Source organism: Bacillus sp. MYb56 (genome assembly GCF_002976445.1).
GTDB lineage: Bacteria > Bacillota > Bacilli > Bacillales > Bacillaceae_G > Bacillus_A > Bacillus_A mycoides.
Genome location: NZ_PCOH01000009.1, coordinates 148,049 through 169,089 on the forward strand (window position 1 = coordinate 148,049; position 21,041 = coordinate 169,089).

Sequence of the window (21,041 nt, forward strand, 5' to 3'; positions counted from 1 at the left end):
ACAGAGCTTTATTAATATTTAATTAAGCCATTGTTAATATATTGTAAATATCCTTCATCCTATTTTTCAGTAGCTGATTTTGGTAAAACAACTGTAAATGTTGTTCCTTCCCCAACCTCACTATCCACTGTAATCGTACCTTGATGCGCTTCAACTAAATGTTTTACGATTGATAAACCAAGACCCGTTCCACCCGTATTTCTACTTCTTGCTTTATCCACTCGGTAAAAGCGTTCAAAAATACGTGGGATTTCCTCTTTACTAATACCAATTCCAGTATCAGATACTTTTATATAAGCATTATATTTATCTTCTGCCAATTCAACAGAAACAACGCCTCCAGCCGGTGTATATACAATCGCGTTATTAATTAAATTAATAAAGATTTGTTTCAAGCGGCCTGGATCTCCAATAACGGAAACTCGTTTCAATGCATTCACTTGTAAAGAGATTTCTTTTTCTCCCGCTTTATTATCAAGCACCATATGAATATCTTCAAGAAGTTCCTTCATATCAACGGTCCCCATATTTAGTTTAAACCCTTGTTGCTCAATCTTTGACAAGTCTAATAAATCTTCAATTAATCCTTGCATGCGTTCACTTTCTTTTAAAATAATATGTAAGAAATGTTCGCAGAATTTTTTATTATCCATAGCCCCATCCAAGAGCGTTTCTGAAAAACCTTTAATAGAAGTAATTGGCGTCTTTAGTTCATGAGAAACATTCGCTAAAAAGTCTTTTCTCATTTGTTCTAATTTCTTTAACTCTGTTATGTCATGGAACACAAGAACAATACCTTTCCATTCATGGTTCGTCCCGATAATCGGCGCTCCATATACTTCAAAGTGCTTTCGCTCAATTCCAAGCGGCAATAACATTTGTTTACGCACTTTCACTTCTGTCATAAAGATTTCTTCCACAAGCTCAATAATTTCTGTATGGTGAAATGATTCATAATATAAGCGATCTAAATATTCTTCATCTGTTACGTGGAAAGTTTCCTTATAAGAACGGTTTACAAGGTTTATATAACCGCGGCTATCAATTAAAATCATTCCACTTCCCATATTTTCAATTAACGTATGCAGACGATCCTGTTGCATTTCCTGCTCAAGAGTCATCTCTTGTAAATTACGAGCTAAAATATTAATCGCTTTACTCAGCATCCCTGTTTCATCCGAATGACTTTCATAAGCGCGTGCTTTATAATTTCCCTTCGCTAATTCAATGGCAACTTTCGTAACTGATTCAATCGGCCTAATATATTGCCCCGTAATTTTCATACCTAAAAATACGACTACGAGACAAGCGATAACAAATCCTATAATTAATAATCCCCACGTTTTTTGATGTACGTCTTTCAATGGCTCAATTGTACTTTTCACCAAAATATATCCTTGTTTTCCTGTTAGATCTTGAACGAACACCGCATGATAAAATTCATTCTTTTGATCTGTTTCTTGCGTAATCACTTTACTTCGTTGTTTTGCTGCTTCAGAAGAAAGTTCTTTAATCATCTCTTGATTAAATGCAGATGGTTGCCCTCCGCTATATTGAACTTTCTTTTTTTCATCAACAAATATAATAGAAGCTGGTATTTTTTCTTCTAACTTTTCAAATACATAAGGCTTTTTTAAAACAGCATCAAACCCTTGCTCTTCTGCTAATACCGCAACATACTGTGTCTCTTTTATCATTCTCTCTTTAGCATGATCTATATAGTAGTTTTCAAATACAGTTTCTAATAATACACCTAGTCCAACTAAAATAAAAACGATAAGAGAAACAAATGTAAAAAGAAGCCTGGAACGAAACTTATTCATCCACTTTTGGCTCCTCTAATTTATAACCTAAACCACGTATCGTTTTAATGTACGTCGGTTTTTTCGTATTTTGTTCAATTTTATCGCGCAAATGGCTAATATGGACATCAACAATTCTTGTATCACCGGCAAAATCATAATTCCATACAGCACTTAATAATTGGTCACGAGTTAATACACGACTTTTATTTTTCGCAAGATAAACAAGTAACTCAAATTCTTTCGGTGTTAATTCCAGTTTCCTTCCTTGGAAGTACGCTTCATAAAACTCCGGTAAAATTTTAAGCTCTGCAATTTTGATGCTCTCTTCATCTGGCGATTCTGAAACTTGTTCTTCCTGCTGTAATTTCGTACGGCGCAAAATCGCCTTCACACGAGCAACAACTTCCCTTGGACTAAATGGCTTCGTCATATAATCATCAGCCCCAAGCTCAAGACCTAGCACCTTATCAAATTCATCATCTTTTGCTGTTAACATTAAAATCGGCGTCATAATACGCTGCAATCGTAATTCTTTACAAACTTCCATACCATCCATTTTTGGAAGCATTAAATCTAATATAATTAAATCTGGGCGTTCTGTAGTCGCTTTTTGAAGCGCCATTTCTCCATCCATTGCTGTAATAACTTCAAACCCAGCTTGTTGTAAATTAAATTCAATTAAAGTTAAGATAAATTCCTCATCATCAACTACTAAAATACGATTGTTCATTCTTTTCCTCCAAGTTATAGACTTGAAACCTTCTTCATCCTAGTATTTTCCCCGTTATTCTCATCATACTAGAAAACAAGGTCTCCCTCAATATAATTGTCTATTCATGGAGCTCGTTTGTACTAGAGTTTCGGAAAATAAAAGCAATCGTAACTTCATTCCCTCTATCCGGTCGCTATCCAAACTTTATAGATGAATCTATCTTTTTTAAACTCTTCTTCCGTATGAACTATAAACTCTCGATTTTGCGCTAGGAAAAACGAAAGAGCATACGCTATTTTATAATCTGTTGTTTCATATCCATCAAATACTTTCCCATACATTTCATTCGCGATTGAATCGGCCCATACTTCAGCTTCTCTTATCGTTTCAAAAATAATGTCTTCCCTCTCCCATTTCACAGTTATATCACCCTTTCCAAACAAAAAGTAGCGCTAGCATACCCTTAATAAGAATATGACTAACGCTACTTTTATATCATTCTAACTTTCATTTTTTAAAAATTATCTAATGCTTTTTCCATAATGGAAACAGATTTAAAAGGTGGTGTTACTGTTAATGAACCTTTTACAACAGTTTCTCCTTTTTCATCATGAGCAAATACAAGCATATCAATTGTATGTTCCTCCTCTGAAACAGCCACAACTTCAAAGTGGATTTGTAACGTTTCATAATGGTGAACATGTTTCACGAACGTAAGGTCCTTCCTAGTAATATGACTACCTGGACCTGGTAAATATTTCGTAACCGCCGTTGTAATCAGTCCCGTTAGCATAATGCTTGGGACAATCGGCTTTTCATACGGAGTTTGGGATGCGTAATCATGCTGAATATATAATGGATTGGCATCATTCGTTAACCCTAAGTACAATAACAAATCTTTATCCTCAATTTTTTCAGTGATAGATAATTTCTCTCCTACTGTAATTTCATCCATTCTACGACCAATTTGAACTTTTTTCTTTAACATGTTACAACCCCCTCCGATTTTTTCACCTTATTATCCTACTAAAAGCGATACCTTATCCGAAATTTACTGTGATGAGGGCAATGTATAGTATAAGTCTATAGTTTCATTATAGGATACACCAAATGATAGCGTTTTCATATTATTTCAAAAAAACATTTCAATATATAGTAGAAAAAGATTCGGGGCCCCGAATCTTTTTCCACTTATATTTAATTATTAAACAAGAACTTTCATAACGTTACGTACAGATTCTACAGAGCGATCTAACGCTTCTTTCTCATCTGCAAGAAGTTCTAATTCAATAATTTTTTCAATTCCGTTACCACCTAGAATTACTGGTACCCCTAAGTAAAGGTCACTATAACCATATTCACCTTCAAGGTACGCAATAGCTGGTAATACACGGCGTTGATCTTTCAAGATCGCTTCTGTCATTTCAACTAAAGAAGCTGCTGGTGCGTAATATGCACTACCGTTTCCTAATAAGCCTACAATCTCACCGCCACCTTTACGTGTACGTTCTACGATTGCTTCTAAACGCTCTTTTGGAATTAATGTTTCTAACGGAATGCCACCTGCATAGGAATAGCGTACAAGAGGTACCATATCGTCACCATGTCCACCAAGAACAAATCCTGTAATGTCTTTCACAGAAAGGTTTAACTCTTGTGAAATAAATGTACGGAAACGAGCTGTATCTAATACACCCGATTGACCGATAACACGCTCTTTCGGGAATCCTGCTTCTTTAAATACAGAATATGTCATTGCATCAACTGGATTTGTTAATACAAGAATAATCGCATTTGGTGAATGTTTCGCAATGTCGCGCGTAATACTTTTCATAATTTTAGAGTTTGTTGCTACTAAGTCATCACGGCTCATACCAGGCTTACGCGCAATACCTGCTGTAATAACGACAACGTCAGAATCAGCAGTATCTGCGTAATCAGATGTACCAATAATGTTAGCATCAAAACCTTGTACTGGGCTCGCTTCTAACATATCTAACGCTTTCCCTTTCGTTGGATTTTCCAGCTGTGGAATGTCCACTAATACAACATCTGCAAGTTCTTTTTGCGCTAATAAGAATGCTGTTGTTGCTCCTGTAAATCCTGCACCGATGACTGAAACTTTCTTGCGTTTGATTGTCATAATTTACCCCCCGCTTTAATTATGCGTTTTTGATTATCGCTACATCCATGTTTTTAATAAGTTCATTAGCAAACTCAGAACATTTTACTTCTGTTGCACCTTCCATTAAGCGCGCGAAATCATAAGTTACTACTTTTGATTCAATTGTTTTCTCAACTGAATCAGTTACTAAATTCGCAGCTTCGTTCCATCCTAAGTGCTCTAATAATAATACACCTGAAAGAAGAACTGAAGATGGATTTACTTTATCTAAACCTGCATATTTTGGAGCTGTACCATGTGTAGCTTCAAAGATAGCATGTCCAGTCACATAGTTAATGTTTGCACCAGGTGCAATACCAATTCCACCTACTTGTGCAGCAAGTGCATCAGAGATGTAGTCTCCGTTTAAGTTCATTGTTGCAACAACATCAAACTCACGTGGACGAGTTAAAATTTGTTGTAAGAAGATATCTGCAATAGAATCTTTTACGATGATTTTCCCAGCCACTTCAGCGTCTGCCATCGCTTTATTCGCTGCATCTTTTCCATCTTTTTCAACAATGCGATCATATTCAGCCCAAGTAAATACTTTGTCGCCAAATTCTTGTTCCGCTACTTCGTAACCCCAGTTTTTGAAAGCACCTTCTGTAAATTTCATAATGTTTCCTTTATGAACTAATGTAACAGAAGAGCGTTTTTCGTTAATTGCATATTGAATTGCAGCGCGAACAAGACGCTTTGTCCCTTCCTCTGAAATTGGTTTAATACCAATCCCTGATGTTTCTGGGAAGCGGATTTTATTAACACCCATTGCTTCTTTTAAGAAAGCAAGAACTTTTTCTGCTTCTGGAGAACCTTGTGCATATTCAATTCCAGCGTAAATGTCTTCTGTATTTTCACGGAAAATAACCATATCAGTATCTTCCGGACGTTTTACAGGTGAAGGAACACCTTCAAAGTAACGAACTGGACGTAGACATACATATAAATCTAATTCTTGACGAAGCGCAACGTTTAGAGAACGAATACCACCACCAACTGGAGTTGTAAGTGGACCTTTAATTGCGATTAAATATTCACGAATTAAATTTAAAGTCTCTTCTGGTAACCACTCGCCTGTTTGGTTGAATGCTTTTTCCCCTGCAAGCACTTCTTTCCAAACGATTTTCTTCTCACCATCATAAGCTTTTTCAACTGCTGCTTCTATTACGCGAGATGCTGCAGCCCAAATATCAGGACCAATTCCATCTCCTTCGATAAATGGAATAATCGGATTGTTTGGTACATTCATAACACCATTAGTTACAGTAATTTTTTCACCTGTCGTCAATGTGATAACCCCCATGTTTGAAATTTCATATGTATGAAACTGAGGGAATAACCCCTCAGTTCAAACCGTTATTCAAATTTAAATATTCTAATCATTATATCTTCCCAAAAAAATCAGACTTTTGAAAGCGTATTTTCACTATCAAAATAGTGTTTTTCGCTTATCGTTGCGCTAGCGGAACGTACACTTGATGTGTCGGTCCATCATAATCAGCACGCGGACGGATTAAACGGTTGTTTTCATATTGTTCTAGAATATGAGCTAACCAGCCTGACATACGGCTAATTGCAAAGATAGGTGTAAATAAGTCATGGTCAATTCCTAAACAATGGTATACAGAAGCTGAATAGAAATCAACATTTGGTGGAAGACCTTTTTCTTTTGTTACAATGTCTTCAATTTTGATAGACATATTATACCATTTGTCTTCTCCTAAAAGCACGCATAATCTCTTAGACATTTCGCGTAAGTGTTTCGCGCGTGGATCACCATGCTCATATACGCGATGACCAAATCCCATAATTTTCACTTTATTTTGAAGAGCATTATGAATATATGATTCTACATTTTCTTCTTCGCCAATTTCAGTTAACATCTTCATTACATTTTCATTTGCCCCGCCGTGAAGAGGACCTTTTAATGCACCGATTGCTGCCGTAATACCAGAATACACATCTGAAAGTGTAGCTACGCAAACACGTGCAGTAAATGTAGAAGCGTTTAACTCATGATCGGCATGAAGTACAAGTGCCTTATCAAAAGCCTCAATTTCAACTTCATTTGGCTCACGATCATTTAACATGTACAAGAAGTTTGCAGCTAATGATAGATCTTTTCTTGGCTCAACAACATCTAAACCTTTGCGAATTCTTGCATAAGCCGCAATTAAAGTTCCGACTTGAGCCTGTAATTTAACCGCTTTCAAATAATTAGACTTTCCATCCATTATTTCAGCGCTCTCATCATATAATGATAGCATGGAAATCGCAGTTCGTAAAACCGACATCGGGTGCGCGATTTTTAAATCTACTTGTTTCAAATATGTTAAAACCTCACCTGGTACTTTATAGTATTCAGATACTGTTCCACTAAATTCCGCTAGTTCTTTTTCGTTAGGAAGCTTGCGGTGCCATAATAAGTACACTACCTCTTCGAACGTAGCATTCTCAGCTAAATCATCAATATTATACCCAACATAAGTTAATGTATCATCAATAATAGAGCTCACAGATGATGTTGTTGCTACTACCCCTTCTAAACCTCGAATAACAGTCATGACATTCTCTCCTTTTCCTGAAAATTCTCCCAACCTTGCTCCTTATATCTATTTGCTCCCCTTATAAATTATGAACGCTCGTTCACTCTTTAGGCAAGCAAAATGCACGTTCATGCAAATTTATTGCGATGTTCCCCTCTTATTGTCCATTGCTTACATGGAAAGCATGAGCGTGAATGTCTCCCCGAATCCTCACGCTCAGAACAACAAGTTAGTGAGGAAAATGAATTCCGAAGAGTTTATGATAAAAACAACATAAAACAATATCATTATAAAATTGTTTTATGTTGTTTTTATTTTATCTGGTGTAAAGTCTCTGCTGTTATGTAACTTTTCAAAGTTTCTAATCCTATTATAAACAATTATCTGACTTTTGTGAACAGAAAGAATTCAAAAATTTTATATTACTATAAAATTCCTTATTTAAACATCTGTATAATACTCATAACTGCGTAGGCAATTCCAGCCCCAATTAATGGACCTACAGCGACTCCATTAAATAAAGCTACAGCTATAATTGTCCCAAAAACAAGTGCGGTTGTAATATGTGGGTCCGTCGTCAATAATTGTACGCCGCCTTTCGCTAACAAAGCGACCGCCACACCTGAGGCTAAAGCAATCCATGCATAATACGATTTCGCTGCTTCTCCGAGTTGTTTAAAGCCTATTTCCCCTGTCGCAATCGGTACAAGCACTGCTATTGTAATGACTGTTACACCAAGGTTAATCCCTTTCGTTTGTAGATAAGGAAAGACTTTATCTCCTAAAAACGTAAATTTCAATAAGAATAACACTCCAATAGCTACAGTAAGCGATTGGTTTTTAGCAATAAGTCCTATAATAAGTAGTATGAATAAAAATAACGTTGACTGACTAATCATGTTTGCACTTCCTTTCTGAAAATAATGAACTCGCTTCCAAACAAAAATACCTTTAAACCTATCGTTATACATGCTATATCGATGTATATGCAACAATAACCACTTCATTTTTTTCATATTTTAAAATGACAAACTGAAACTCTAACCATCAAAAATTTAAGCATGTATACATTTTTAAAAACGGTCGTCTCTCCTTTCTTTTCTATTAAGAAACAGGTAAAATAAAAAGAAGAGAAAATGAAGTTTTTACCATATAGTAGAAGCATCAACACCAAGCTTTTCCGGTCACTCATATATTGAAAAAGCAGGAAAAATCCATCATTCCACTATAACATAAAGTGAAACTTTGATCAGTGAATCTCACTAGTTATAAGTTGAACGAATTAGGATAATCCAAATTGGAATGGGAGGTATACATCTTTGAACCGAAACTTACTATATATGATATTACGACTCATATTTGTCATTGTAGCAACGGTAGTTGGGTTCTATGCATTGCTGTACATGTCAGGCCTTATCTACCCTTTTATTATCGCTTTTGCATTCGCTTATTTGATTAATCCTGTCGTCAATTTCCTTAATCAAAAACTACAATTCCCTCGCGCATTAGCGGTACTCGTTAGCTTAATTCTCGTATTCGGAGCTATCGTTGGACTTGTTACATACCTTGTAACTGAAGCAATATCTGCCACAACGTACTTACTACAAATTGTTACAGTTAAGTTTCCAGATATCGTTGCATTCGCCCAACAATTTGCACTTAATCATATTATGCCTCTCTATGATGATTTAATCTCTAAATTTAATCATCTCGGAGAACCACAGCGATACACTATTACACAAAACATTCAAAACTTAGGCACCGAAGCAACGACACAAATGAAAGAACTTTTAACCGCCATTATAAGTGGGTTAACAAATTTCATTAGTGCATTACCAACAACTTTAACTGTCCTTGTCTTCGTCTTATTAGCCACCTTCTTCATTAGTTACGATTGGCACCGTCTTGCTCATAAAGTAAGAAAACTTCTACCTAATCGTTTGCATGGATACGGAAAAACTATTTTTGTCGATTTAAGAAAAGCTTTGTTTGGTTTTGTTAAAGCGCAACTTACACTCGTATCTATGACAACTATCATTGTACTAATCGGCCTTTTAATATTACGCGTGCCATACGCAATTACTATCGCGATTATTACAGGGGTTGTCGATTTACTCCCGTATTTAGGAACTGGAGCCGTCTTCGTTCCTTGGGTTATATACGTATTTTTCACAGGCGATACTGCATTCGCCATCGGTCTTCTCATCCTATACATCGTCGTGATTGTCCAAAGACAAATCATGGAGCCAAAAGTACTTTCATCTAATATTGGACTAGATCCATTAGCGACACTCATCGCTCTATTTGTCGGCTTTAAGCTCTTTGGTTTTTTAGGATTAATCATCGGTCCAGTCATATTAGTACTACTTAATACATTACACAAAGCTCATGTATTCCACGACTTATGGAAATTCATTAAGGGTTCACCATCAAAATAATATTTCCTAATTCATACACAATAAAAAATCAACTGTAATCAGTGGGAATTTCCCACTGATTATTCACTGTACTTTTTTGTACTACCTACATCTACAAGAGAATTTCCTAAAAAAGGATAATCCTCTTATTTTTTTGCATAAAAACGCATATTTTAGGACAAAAATACATTTTTATTCTATATACTTTATAATTATTACTTACATTTATTACTTTTTATGTAAGTGAATAAATATACAAAACAAGGCAGATGAACCCTTTAATCAGTAATTTTTCTTCTCCTGTCTAACTTCTGCTCACTAGTCGAATCTTACTACAAGCAAAAAACATCATCCTAATGTAACACTTTTCATTCACAAGAACCCTCTGCATCCTATCGTTTAATAACTAACAAAAATCCAACCCGAGCAGGAAGCTAACAATTGACTATAAGTAGCAAATAAAAAAATAACGCGTAGATCGCTATAATCTACGCGTTATTTCTGAACAATAATAGTAGTTCTCTTTCTAAATTTCCAATCAATCCACTTCATAACAGCCGGCTTCAATAAAGCCCTCGTTATAGGAACAACAAAGATAAAACCTATTATATCCGTCACATATCCAGGCAGTACTAAAAGAATACCTCCTACGAATATAAAAATACCATCTAGAACCGCATCACCCGGCATTTCTCCTCTATTTAGCCTAAATTGAATCTCTCTAAGTACTTTAAACCCTTGTCGTTTCGCCAAATATACACCCACAATACCCGTAAATACAATCATAGCGAACGTAGACCATAAACCTATTACATGACTCGACCCTATTAACACCGTAATCTCAATCGCCGGCACTAAAATAAGTAAGAACAGTAACCACTTCATAGCTCGCACTCCTTCATATTTCATTTAAAAGGTTTGAAAGCATCACCCTTGCAAAACCCCTTATAAGCCCCTTACAATCCCCTTAAAACGCTCATACAAGCTTCACAAGGGACAAACAACCCTCTCCCACTAAACATTATAATAAACGTTTTTCAAAGCAATTTCAGGTATTTAAAGCTATCCCTATCCTTTTTTGTGTAAAAAAAAGAGAAGGACTCCGATCCTTCTCTCCGTATTACTTCTTATAGCACTTCCGCATGTCCATTATAAACAATTCCGCGTGCTGCATCAACTGTTACTTCTTGGCCATTTTTTAAAGTTGTTGTTACGCCGTTTACACCAACGATAACAGGAATACCGATTGATACACCTACAACAGCTGCATGGCTTGTTAGACCGCCTTCTTCTACAACTAGAGCAGCAGCTTTTTCAATTGCAGGAATCATATCTTTATCTGTGCTTGTTGTAACAAGGATATCACCTTTGTTTACGTTCGCTACAGCTTCAGCAGCTGTTTTCGCTACAACTACTTTACCTTTTGCAGATTTACGACCGATTCCTTGCCCTTTAGCAACTTTTTCACCAACAACGTGGATTTTCATTAAGTTTGTTGTACCAGTTTCAGCAACTGGAACACCAGCAGTGATTACTACAGTATCTCCAAGTCCGATTAGACCCGCATCCATACCTGTTTGAATTGCTGTATCTAACATTTCGTCAGTAGAAGCTGCACGTTTCTCAGACATAAATGCTTGAACACCCCAAACAAGTGCAAGACGACGTCCTACTTGCTCGTCAGATGTTACAGCTACGATTGGAGATTTCGGACGGTATTTAGAGATCATTTTCGCAGTATGTCCACTTTCTGTTGGAGCTACGATTGCAGCTACATCAAGAGCAAGTGCTGTGTGCGCAACAGATTGGCTAATTGCATCTGTAATTGTTGGTGTGAACTCTTTAATACGTTTTTTGAACATATCTTCATATTGTAATGATTTTTCAACACGTACCGCAATGTTAGCCATCATTGTTACAGCTTCTACAGGGTATTGACCCGCAGCAGTTTCACCTGAAAGCATGATTGCATCTGTTCCATCGAAGATTGCGTTTGCTACGTCACTTGCTTCCGCACGAGTTGGACGTGGGTTACGTTGCATAGAATCTAACATTTGTGTTGCAGTAATAACTGGTTTGCCTAATACGTTACATTTTTTGATTAGACGTTTTTGTACTAATGGTACTTCTTCTGGTGGAATTTCTACACCCATATCACCACGAGCAACCATTAAACCGTCAGAAACTTCTAAGATTGAATCGATGTTGTCGATACCTTCTTGGTTTTCGATTTTTGGTACGATTTGGATGTATTGAGCGTTATGCCCTTCTAATAATTCACGAATTTCTAATACATCAGATGCTTTACGTACGAAAGATGCTGCGATGAAATCAACTTTTTGCTCGATACCGAAAACGATATCTTGCACGTCTTTTTCAGTGATACCTGGAAGCTTAATGCTTACGTTTGGTACGTTAACACCTTTTTTATTTTTTACAGTTCCGCTGTTTAATACTTTTGTACGGATGTTTCCGTCAGCTTTCTCGATTACTTCTAGTTCGATAAGACCGTCATCGATTAGAATACGAGAGCCTGGATCAACATCATCATAAAGACCAGCATAAGATACAGAGAACTTCTCTGCAGTTCCTAATACTTGTTCAGTAGAAAGAATTACTTCTGCACCTGTTACAAGCTCAGCTTGTCCGTCTACGAAGTCATGTGTACGGATTTCTGGACCTTTTGTATCAAGTAAGATACCAACTGTTTTACCAGTTTTCTTTGAAGCTTCACGAATATTTTTAATACGAGCTCCATGCTCTTCATGGCTACCATGAGAGAAGTTTAAACGAGCAACGTTCATACCCGCTTCCATTAATTGCTCTAATTTCTCAATACTTTCACTAGCAGGACCTATAGTACATACAATTTTAGTTTTACGCATATTGCACCTCCGAAAATTATGAAACCGTTCCCAAATACAAGGCATTAAGCCGATTAGATAGATAATTCTTTAGATAATTGATACATATCTTTATCGATTGTATGCTTTTGAGCTAACGCTTCGATAATGTCATGATCAACAAGTTTATTATTTTGAATACCAACACAACGTCCGCCATTACCAGCAATTAATAATTCAACTGCTCTTGCGCCAAGACGACTAGCTAATACACGGTCTTGTGCACTTGGTGATCCACCACGTTGTACGTGACCTAATACAGTTACACGAGTATCAAAGCTTGTTGCTTCTTCAATGTGCTTACCGATGTCAATTGCACTTCCAACACCTTCAGCTACAACGATAATACTGTGCTTTTTACCACGTTCACTACCGCGTTTCAGACGAGCGATAACATCTTCCATGTCATACTTTTCTTCTGGAATTAAGATAGTTTCTGCACCATCAGCTAAACCAGCCCATAATGCGATATCTCCAGCGTGACGTCCCATTACTTCGATAACATATGTACGTTCATGAGATGTAGCTGTATCACGGATTTTATCAATTGCATCAATAACAGTGTTTAAAGCTGTATCAAAACCAATTGTGAAGTCTGTTCCAGGGATATCATTGTCGATTGTACCTGGTACACCTACACATGGGAATCCTTGCTCAGTTAATTTTTTTGCGCCTTGGTACGAACCATCTCCACCAATAACGACAAGTCCTTCAATACCATGTTTCTTTAATTGCTCGATTCCTTTTAGTCGTACTTCTGGGTCTTTAAACTCAGGACATCTTGCTGTATATAATTTTGTACCACCACGGTGGATAATATCGCCAACAGAACCAAGTTCTAATTTTTCAATATGACCAGAAATTAAACCAGCGTATCCATGGTAAATACCATATACTTCAATATCATGGAAAATCGCTTTACGAACAACTGCACGAATGGCAGCATTCATACCAGGTGAATCTCCACCACTTGTTAATACACCAATACGTTTCATTTGTACTCACCTCATAAAGATTATTTGCCTTATAATAAAATAACACGAAAAAATACAAAAACACAATGGAGAAGATGTGTCTTTTCATAATAAAAACGTGCATTCGCGAAGAGGAACGCACGCTTTTCTTATTTTATCCCAATGGAAGCGTTTGAAAACGAAACTTGCCCAATTTTCATATATTTTTCATAACGTTTTTCGATTAATTCATCTTTCGAAATTCCGCTTAATTGTTCAAAAGTTTTCTTAAGCATTAAATCTATATTTTCTGATTGTTTCAAAACATTACGATGTGCTCCGCCTTTTGCCTCTGGAATAATTTCGTCAATTACACCTAATTCTTTCAAATCTAATGCTGTAATTTTCATCGCTTCTGCAGCTTCTTTTGCTTTACCAGCATCTTTCCAAAGAATCGCCGCCGCACCCTCTGGTGTAATAACAGAATAAGTGGAATTTTCCAGCATATGAATGTAATCTCCTACTCCAAGACCTAACGCACCACCGCTACCACCTTCACCGATAACGATACAAATAACAGGTACAGTTAAACCCGCCATTTCAAATAAATTACGGGCAATTGCCTCACTTTGTCCACGTTCTTCAGCTGCTTTACCAGGATAAGCTCCCTTCGTATCGATGAAACAAATAATGGGACGATTAAACTTTTCCGCTTGTTTCATTAGACGCAGTGCTTTTCGATATCCTTCTGGATGAGGCATCCCAAAATTACGACGAATATTTTCTTTCGTATCTTTTCCGCGTTGGTGCCCAATTACAGTTACGGGCATCCCCTTATATTTCGCAATGCCGCCGACAATCGCTGCATCGTCGCCAAATAGGCGATCTCCATGACATTCAAAAAAATTAGTAAATAAGTGCTCAATATAATCGAGCGTTGTCGGTCGTTCTGCATGACGAGCAATTTGAACACGGTCCCATACTTTCATATTGCCGTATATATCTTCCTCTAGTTTTTCTAGCTTGTCTTCCAAAATACGAATCTCCTCACTGAAGTCCATCTGGCTGTTTTTCGTATAGTCTTTCAGTTCACGAATCTTATTTCTTAGCTCAACAACTGGTTTTTCAAATTCTAGCTCTGCCATACAGCCATTTCCCCCCCTTGATGAACTTCTAAAATCTTACGGAGTGATTCTCTCATATCATCACGATGCACCACCGCATCTAATTGACCGTGCTCTAGTAAAAATTCTGCCGTTTGGAAATCTTCCGGTAGTTTCTCACGCACTGTTTGTTCAATTACGCGTCTACCAGCAAATCCGATAAGTGCACCTGGCTCTGCAAGATTGTAATCACCAAGTGAAGCGAAACTCGCTGAAACCCCGCCCGTCGTTGGGTGAGTCATAACAGAAATAAATAACCCTCCTGCATTACTATGCTTTTTCAAAGCTACGCTTGTTTTTGCCATTTGCATTAAACTTAATATCCCTTCTTGCATACGAGCACCACCCGAAGCAGTAAAGATAATAAATGGAACTTGTAAGTCGTATGCCTTTTCAACCGCACGGGCAATTTTCTCTCCTACAACAGAGCCCATGCTGCCCATTCGAAAACGAGAATCCATTACTGCAACAACAACAAGCATGTCATCAATTGTTCCTTCACCAGTTACAACCGCTTCATTCAATTTAGTCTTCTTACGATCGTTTTCTAGTTTCTCTTCATATCCCGGAAACTCAAGTGGATTTAGTGAAACCATCTCTTTGTCATACTCACGAAATGAACCTTCGTCCAATATACTATCAAGGCGTTCCCATGCATTCATCGGATGATGATATCCACAATTCACGCATACTTTTAAATTTTTAAGAAGCTCTTTCGTATACATGATTTTTTTGCATTTCGGACATTTTGTCATAACGCCATCTGGTACATCTTTTCGTACTTGTTCTGAAGGTATTGCAGCGTACTTTTTCTTTTTCACGAATAAATCTCTTAGCACAATTTGACCCCCTTCATTGAGAGCTAAGGTTAGCGTAAGAAGAAAATGGGGCTAACACCAATGTTTGATGTTAGCCTTATCTTCTCAATCTGTCTAATAACCTCTCTCTTTACGTTTAACTTTAACCGCTATGCGGTAGAATGTTTGTCATAACGTGTCATGGTCATTTCGACAAATTTTATACATTACGAGTGAAACTGTATATTCTCTACTAATTCATCGTAAATTTTTAATGCATCATTTTCTTGTTTCACTTCCAAAGTAGCATAAAGCTTTCTATACATTTCGATAGAATCTCCTGAAACTTCACAAGAAAGAGTTGCAACGTAATCATTTACGATCATCCAAATGCGATAGAGTAAATAATTATCGAATTGTTCAATAAGTGTTTTAAAGAACGTTTGATGAAGCACCGGAATTGAGCTTTCATTTTCTTCAAGCACTTGGTGTAATTTACTTAGTACTTCAGAAAACGTTTCTTTCGGTAAATTACATACAAGTCGAATCATATCTTTCTCAAGCAATCGTTTTGTTTGTAATAAATCACGAATTGTTTTCTCATCTTGCAGCAAGAACGGAGCAATTAATTGTACAAGACCGTTATCGTAAAAGTTTCGAATAAACGTTCCCTCACCACGTCTCGTTTCAATTAATCCTACCAGCTCTAACGCACGTAATGCTTCTCTTACAGAGGAACGTCCAACATTTAAGCGTGAACTTAACTCACGCTCAGATGGCAAACGATCCCCCGCTACTAAACAATCCTCTTCCATAATGGAACGGATTTTTTTTACAATTTCGAGATATACTTTTGTATTTGATGATGTCAATGGAAATTCCTCGCTTATTCTTTACCAATCAGCGCTAATTGTTTTGTTTTCTCAGCGACTTCATTTGGATCTACTTGACGGCGAGCTACTCCTGTCTCCATTGCTGCTTTCGCAACGTAAGCCGCTACTTGAGGCGCTACACGCGCGTCAAATGGTGCTGGAATGATATGATCTGCATTCAACTCATCCTCTGATACAAGCTCTGCAATGGCCTGTACAGCTGCCATCTTCATTTCTTCATTAATTTGTGTCGCATGTACATCAAGTGCACCGCGGAAAATCCCTGGGAACGCTAGTACATTATTTACTTGGTTCGGGAAGTCAGAACGACCTGTTCCAACAACAGCTGCGCCCGCTGCTTTTGCCAATTCTGGCATAATTTCTGGAACCGGATTCGCCATTGCAAAAATAATTGCATCGTCATTCATTGTACGAACCATCTCTTCAGTTAATGCACCTGCTGCAGATACACCAATGAATACGTCCGCACCTTGTAAAACGTCAGCTAAAGAACCTTCTATACGACTCTTATTTGTATATTTGGCAACTTCATCTTTCACCGGATTCATACCGACAGGACGACCTTCATAGATTGCACCTTTACGGTCACACATAATAACGTCACGTACACCATAGCGGTATAAAAGTTTAATGATTGCAATACCTGCTGCACCTGCACCATTTGCGACAACTTTAATGTCAGACATTTTCTTTCCAACTAACTTCAGCGCGTTCACAAGGCCTGCTACTGTTACGATAGCTGTTCCGTGTTGATCATCATGGAATATTGGAATGTTTGTCTCTTTTTTCAAACGTTCTTCAATAACGAAGCAGTTTGGCGCTGCGATATCTTCTAAGTTTACACCGCCAAAAGTTGGCTCCATTAATTTTACAGTTTCAACAATTTTATCTACATCGTTTGTATTTAAGGCAATCGGGAATGCATCTACACCAGCAAAGCTCTTGAATAATACAGCTTTACCTTCCATTACTGGAAGAGATGCTTCAGGTCCAATGTTACCAAGACCAAGTACAGCCGTTCCATCTGTCACAACTGCTACCATATTTCCCTTCATTGTATATTCATATACCTTACTTTTATCGTCATAAATTTCTTTACAAGGCTCTGCAACCCCTGGAGAATATGCAAGACTTAAATCTTTTGCATTTTCTACTTTTACTTTTGATACAGTTTCTAATTTTCCTTGATGCACTTTATGCATGTGAAGTGCTTCTTCACGAAGTGTTGACAAACTATCCACTCTCCTCAAATTATGCTTGCTGATATCAATTTCTCCAAGTGGTCTGACCACGAACACTACTACTATAATAATCGAAGTGTAGGGAAATTGTCCATTATATTTTCACAACGACATTTTCGTCACCGACAATTTCACGAAGTGCTCCTAGACATTCTTCACTTGGATGAATCGATAAACTTCGAGATAATTGTACCATTTTATGTTCCTTTTCATAATAAATTAGTACTTTCGTAAAACCTGAATAATCAAACAATATTTTTGTAACTTGATTTACAAGCTTTTTTTCATATTGAGACGGCAATTTCACGTAAACAGATGCTTCTTTCATTCCTTCATAAACATCCATTTCTTCTAGCGGATATAGTCCATTCACGATCCATTGCAACTTATGATTTCTTTGCTCGATCGTACCATCAACTAAAACGATTGCACCTTCTTGTAACCTGTCCGAAAAATGTATATACGTTTCTGGAAAAATAACGGCTTCCATTTCATCATTTTGATCACAGAATGTAATAAACGCCATCTTTTGCAACTTTTTCGTACGAATAACTTTCACACTTGTTATATATACGATCGCTCTTTGTACTTTTTTCTTATGTCGCATCGCCTGAGCAAGAGAGGGAATTTCTAATTCTTTTCCTAGCTCCGCATACTGCGCTGTCGGATAGCTAGATAAATAAAAACCGAGTGCTTCCTTCTCTTTATTTAACTGTTCAATAAAGGATAGCTCTTCTCCTTGTACGTATTTTGATTTCGGAACAGCATCCCCTAAATCAAAATCACGTGCAAGATTTGCATACTCCAACGCTCCTTTAAGACTTCTCCATAACGTCGTCCTCGAAACACCAAAACCGTCAAAACAACCAGACCAGACAAACGCTTCTAAATTTCGCTCTGTTACAAATTTTGATGGCATACGAAGACAAAACTCAAATAAATCTTCGAACATTTTTTCCTCTCGTTCTTCGAGTAATGCCGTCACGGTAGCCATCCCGATATTCCGAATCGAAAGTAAACTATATCGAATCGCATTCCCTTCTATTTGGAAGTTGTAACCACTTCTCTGAAGAGACGGCGGTAAAACGTGAAAACCTTTCCGCTTCGTTTCTCGTACATACTGCACAATCTTATCTTCATTTCCAATTGCACTTGATAATAACGCAGTCATAAATTCCAGCGTATAATTTGCTTTTAAATATGCAAGCTGATATCCGATCATACTGTAAGCTACAGCGTGACTTCGGTTAAAACCGTAATTCGCAAATCTTACAATTAAATCATAAATTTGTTCTGAAGATGTCTCATCGTATCCGTTTTCCAAACAACCTTGAACAAAATGCTTACGTTCTTGATCTAAAATATCACGATTCTTTTTACTCACTGCACGGCGCAGCAAATCCGCTTCTCCAAGCGAAAATCCAGCTAACTTCGATGCGATTTGCATAATTTGTTCTTGGTATACAATTACGCCGTATGTTCTTTCTAAAATCGGCTTTAAATCCGGATGTAAATATTCAATTTGTCTTTTCCCATGCTTCGATTCAATAAAGGTTGGAATTTGTTCCATCGGTCCTGGTCTGTATAACGAGTTAACAGCGACTATGTCTTCAAATTCATTCGGTTTTAACCCACGAAGTACATTTCGCATACCACCTGATTCAAGCTGGAATACACCTGTTGTATCCCCTCTTCCTAACAATTGAAACGTCTTTTCATCTTGCAGAGGTAAATTTCTTATATCAATTTGTTTCCCAGTTTTTTCAACAATAAATTTTATAATATTTTCAAGTAACGTTAAATTACGTAAGCCTAAAAAGTCCATCTTGAGCAATCCAAGTTCTTCTAATGCATCAGCTGGATATTGCGTAACATAAACATCGTTATGCCCTTCTTGAATCGCTACACTTCCCGTTAACGGTTCTTGGCTCATAATAACGCCAGCTGCATGAATAGACGTATGACGCGGTAATCCCTCTACACGTTTTGCAATTTCAAACACACGCTCATGTAACAGATTCCCTTGTATAAACTCACGGAGCGATTGCGATTCCTCATATGCATCTCTTAACGTTATACCAAGCTTTGATGGGATAAGTTTTGAAAATATGTCAATATCTCTTGGCAGGAGCCCCATTACACGAGCAATGTCTCTAATTGCGGCTTTCGCTGCAAGAGTTCCGAACGTTACAATTTGAGCAACACGAAGCTGACCATATTTATCTTTCACATATCGAATCATCTCATCACGTCTTATATCTGGAAAATCAATATCAATATCTGGAAGTGTCACACGTTCAGGGTTTAAAAACCTTTCAAATAATAATTCATATTCAATCGGATCAATATCTGTAATTTCCAATACGTAAGAAACGAGTGAACCAGCTGCCGATCCACGGCCTGGACCAGTTAAAATATGATTTTCATGTGCATATTTCATAAAGTCCCATACGATGAGGAAATAATCGCTAAATCCCATACGAGAAATAACATTTAATTCATGATCCAAACGTCCTATATGCGCTTCTTTCGGCGTACCATAGCGTTTCTGCAAGCCTTCTTCACAAACACGGCGCAAATACGTATCATTCGTCTCGTTAGATGGAACAGGAAATTTCGGTAATTGATTTACATGGAAAGGAATTTCTACTTGGCAACGTTCCGCGATTGTTATTGTATTTTGAACCGCTTCCTCAGCATGAGAAAATAGTGCTCCCATTTCATCCGATGACTTTAAATAATACTGATCCGTTTTCATTCTCGGTCTATCTGGATCAGTCATTTTCGTTCCGCCTTCAACAGATAATAAACATTCATGAACAAGTGCGTCACTTTGATTAATATAGCGAACATCATTTGTTGCAACGACTGGAACGTTTACCTTATTAATAAATTCAGGCAGTTTTTCTTGTAAAAGCAGTTCATCTTGAATTGCATGATGCTGCAAACTTATATAAAAATTGCTGAACATATTTTGATACGTATGAGCTACTTCTTCAGCCTGACTCTCTTTGTCTTCTAATAATAGCTGTTCAATCTCTCCGTCTTTCCCTGGTGAAATTGCAATTAACCCTTTCGCATAATGAGCAAGCCACTTCTTCGGGATACCTTCTTTTGACTTCGTCATAATGCTGCTAGAGATCTTTAATAAATTTTGATAGCCTATTTCATTCTCAGCAAGTAAGACGAGTGGATAAGACCTTTCTTCTTCTTCACTAAAAATAGAAGCTGTTAAGCCGATAATAGGCTGTATACCATTTTTCTTGCATGCTTTATAAAACGGAATAACTCCATACATAACATTTTCATCTGTAATGGCCAGCGATGAAAATCCAAGCTCTTTCGCCCGAATGACAAGCTCATCAATTTTACAAGCACTTTTTAATAAACTAAAAACGGTTTGACATTGTAAATGCACAAACTTCACTGTTGTACCCTCTCTTT

17 protein-coding genes are annotated in these 21,041 nt (G+C 37.2%); 1 reads left to right on the plus strand and 16 read right to left on the minus strand.

Annotation, left to right across the window (positions count from 1 at the left end):
- Positions 1 to 59: 59 nt before the first annotated feature.
- The 8 genes from phoR to CQ058_RS13780 all read right to left on the minus strand — a co-directional run bounded on the left by phoR (position 60) and on the right by CQ058_RS13780 (position 8,129).
- Entirely contained in the window at positions 60 to 1,823 is a 1,764-nt protein-coding gene (phoR, locus tag CQ058_RS13740; protein ID WP_002190852.1) for a sensory box histidine kinase PhoR, read from the minus strand.
- Positions 1,816 to 2,535: a two-component system response regulator PhoP gene (gene phoP / locus CQ058_RS13745; RefSeq protein ID WP_002015484.1), complete on the minus strand. Its 720-nt coding sequence runs from the start codon at positions 2,533 to 2,535 to the stop codon at positions 1,816 to 1,818. Before phoP ends, phoR begins: the two co-directional genes overlap by 8 nt.
- A gap of 164 nt (positions 2,536 to 2,699) precedes the next feature.
- A complete protein-coding gene (locus tag CQ058_RS13750; RefSeq protein ID WP_002190853.1) occupies positions 2,700 to 2,936 on the minus strand; it encodes a hypothetical protein in 237 nt (78 codons plus the stop codon).
- Between the two features lie 95 nt (positions 2,937 to 3,031).
- Entirely contained in the window at positions 3,032 to 3,505 is a 474-nt protein-coding gene (locus tag CQ058_RS13755) for a MaoC/PaaZ C-terminal domain-containing protein (protein ID WP_002015489.1), read from the minus strand.
- Between the two features lie 216 nt (positions 3,506 to 3,721).
- A complete protein-coding gene (mdh, locus tag CQ058_RS13760) occupies positions 3,722 to 4,660 on the minus strand; it encodes a malate dehydrogenase (protein WP_002034284.1) in 939 nt (312 codons plus the stop codon).
- Between the two features lie 19 nt (positions 4,661 to 4,679).
- Positions 4,680 to 5,972 (minus strand): NADP-dependent isocitrate dehydrogenase, encoded by a 1,293-nt coding sequence (icd, locus tag CQ058_RS13765; RefSeq protein ID WP_002088934.1) that lies wholly within the window; start codon positions 5,970 to 5,972, stop codon positions 4,680 to 4,682.
- Positions 5,973 to 6,132: 160 nt separating this feature from the next.
- Complete coding sequence (gene citZ, locus CQ058_RS13770) at positions 6,133 to 7,248, minus strand: citrate synthase (protein WP_012261808.1); 1,116 nt, start codon at positions 7,246 to 7,248, stop codon at positions 6,133 to 6,135.
- Positions 7,249 to 7,667: 419 nt separating this feature from the next.
- Positions 7,668 to 8,129 (minus strand): DUF441 domain-containing protein, encoded by a 462-nt coding sequence (locus CQ058_RS13780; protein WP_000625507.1) that lies wholly within the window; start codon positions 8,127 to 8,129, stop codon positions 7,668 to 7,670.
- A gap of 420 nt (positions 8,130 to 8,549) precedes the next feature.
- On the opposite strand from CQ058_RS13780, the gene ytvI reads away from it, so the two are divergent.
- Positions 8,550 to 9,668 (plus strand): sporulation integral membrane protein YtvI, encoded by a 1,119-nt coding sequence (ytvI, locus tag CQ058_RS13785; RefSeq protein ID WP_002129361.1) that lies wholly within the window; start codon positions 8,550 to 8,552, stop codon positions 9,666 to 9,668.
- A 474-nt stretch (positions 9,669 to 10,142) separates the two neighbouring features.
- On the opposite strand, the gene CQ058_RS13790 is transcribed toward ytvI, so the two are convergent.
- From CQ058_RS13790 to dnaE, 8 genes are all read right to left on the minus strand, one after another.
- Entirely contained in the window at positions 10,143 to 10,532 is a 390-nt protein-coding gene (locus CQ058_RS13790; protein WP_002088939.1) for an FxsA family protein, read from the minus strand.
- 242 nt (positions 10,533 to 10,774) lie between these two features.
- A complete protein-coding gene (gene pyk / locus CQ058_RS13795) occupies positions 10,775 to 12,532 on the minus strand; it encodes a pyruvate kinase (protein ID WP_002015497.1) in 1,758 nt (585 codons plus the stop codon).
- A gap of 53 nt (positions 12,533 to 12,585) precedes the next feature.
- Positions 12,586 to 13,545, minus strand: coding sequence for a 6-phosphofructokinase (gene pfkA / locus CQ058_RS13800; RefSeq protein WP_002034288.1), 960 nt, complete (start codon positions 13,543 to 13,545; stop codon positions 12,586 to 12,588).
- Between the two features lie 128 nt (positions 13,546 to 13,673).
- Positions 13,674 to 14,648, minus strand: coding sequence for an acetyl-CoA carboxylase carboxyl transferase subunit alpha (gene accA, locus CQ058_RS13805; RefSeq protein WP_000818787.1), 975 nt, complete (start codon positions 14,646 to 14,648; stop codon positions 13,674 to 13,676).
- Positions 14,636 to 15,505, minus strand: a complete 870-nt coding sequence (gene accD / locus CQ058_RS13810; RefSeq protein WP_002015500.1) for an acetyl-CoA carboxylase, carboxyltransferase subunit beta — start codon at positions 15,503 to 15,505, stop codon at positions 14,636 to 14,638. The genes accA and accD overlap by 13 nt, the downstream gene beginning before the upstream one ends.
- Positions 15,506 to 15,690: 185 nt before the next feature.
- Complete coding sequence (locus CQ058_RS13815; protein ID WP_002015502.1) at positions 15,691 to 16,335, minus strand: FadR/GntR family transcriptional regulator; 645 nt, start codon at positions 16,333 to 16,335, stop codon at positions 15,691 to 15,693.
- Between the two features lie 14 nt (positions 16,336 to 16,349).
- Positions 16,350 to 17,558, minus strand: a complete 1,209-nt coding sequence (gene ystJ, locus CQ058_RS13820) for an NADP-dependent malic enzyme (RefSeq protein WP_161793975.1) — start codon at positions 17,556 to 17,558, stop codon at positions 16,350 to 16,352.
- A gap of 133 nt (positions 17,559 to 17,691) precedes the next feature.
- On the minus strand, positions 17,692 to 21,024 hold the full coding sequence (dnaE, locus tag CQ058_RS13825; RefSeq protein ID WP_002129365.1) for a DNA polymerase III subunit alpha: 3,333 nt from the start codon (positions 21,022 to 21,024) through the stop codon (positions 17,692 to 17,694).
- Positions 21,025 to 21,041: the final 17 nt, after the last annotated feature.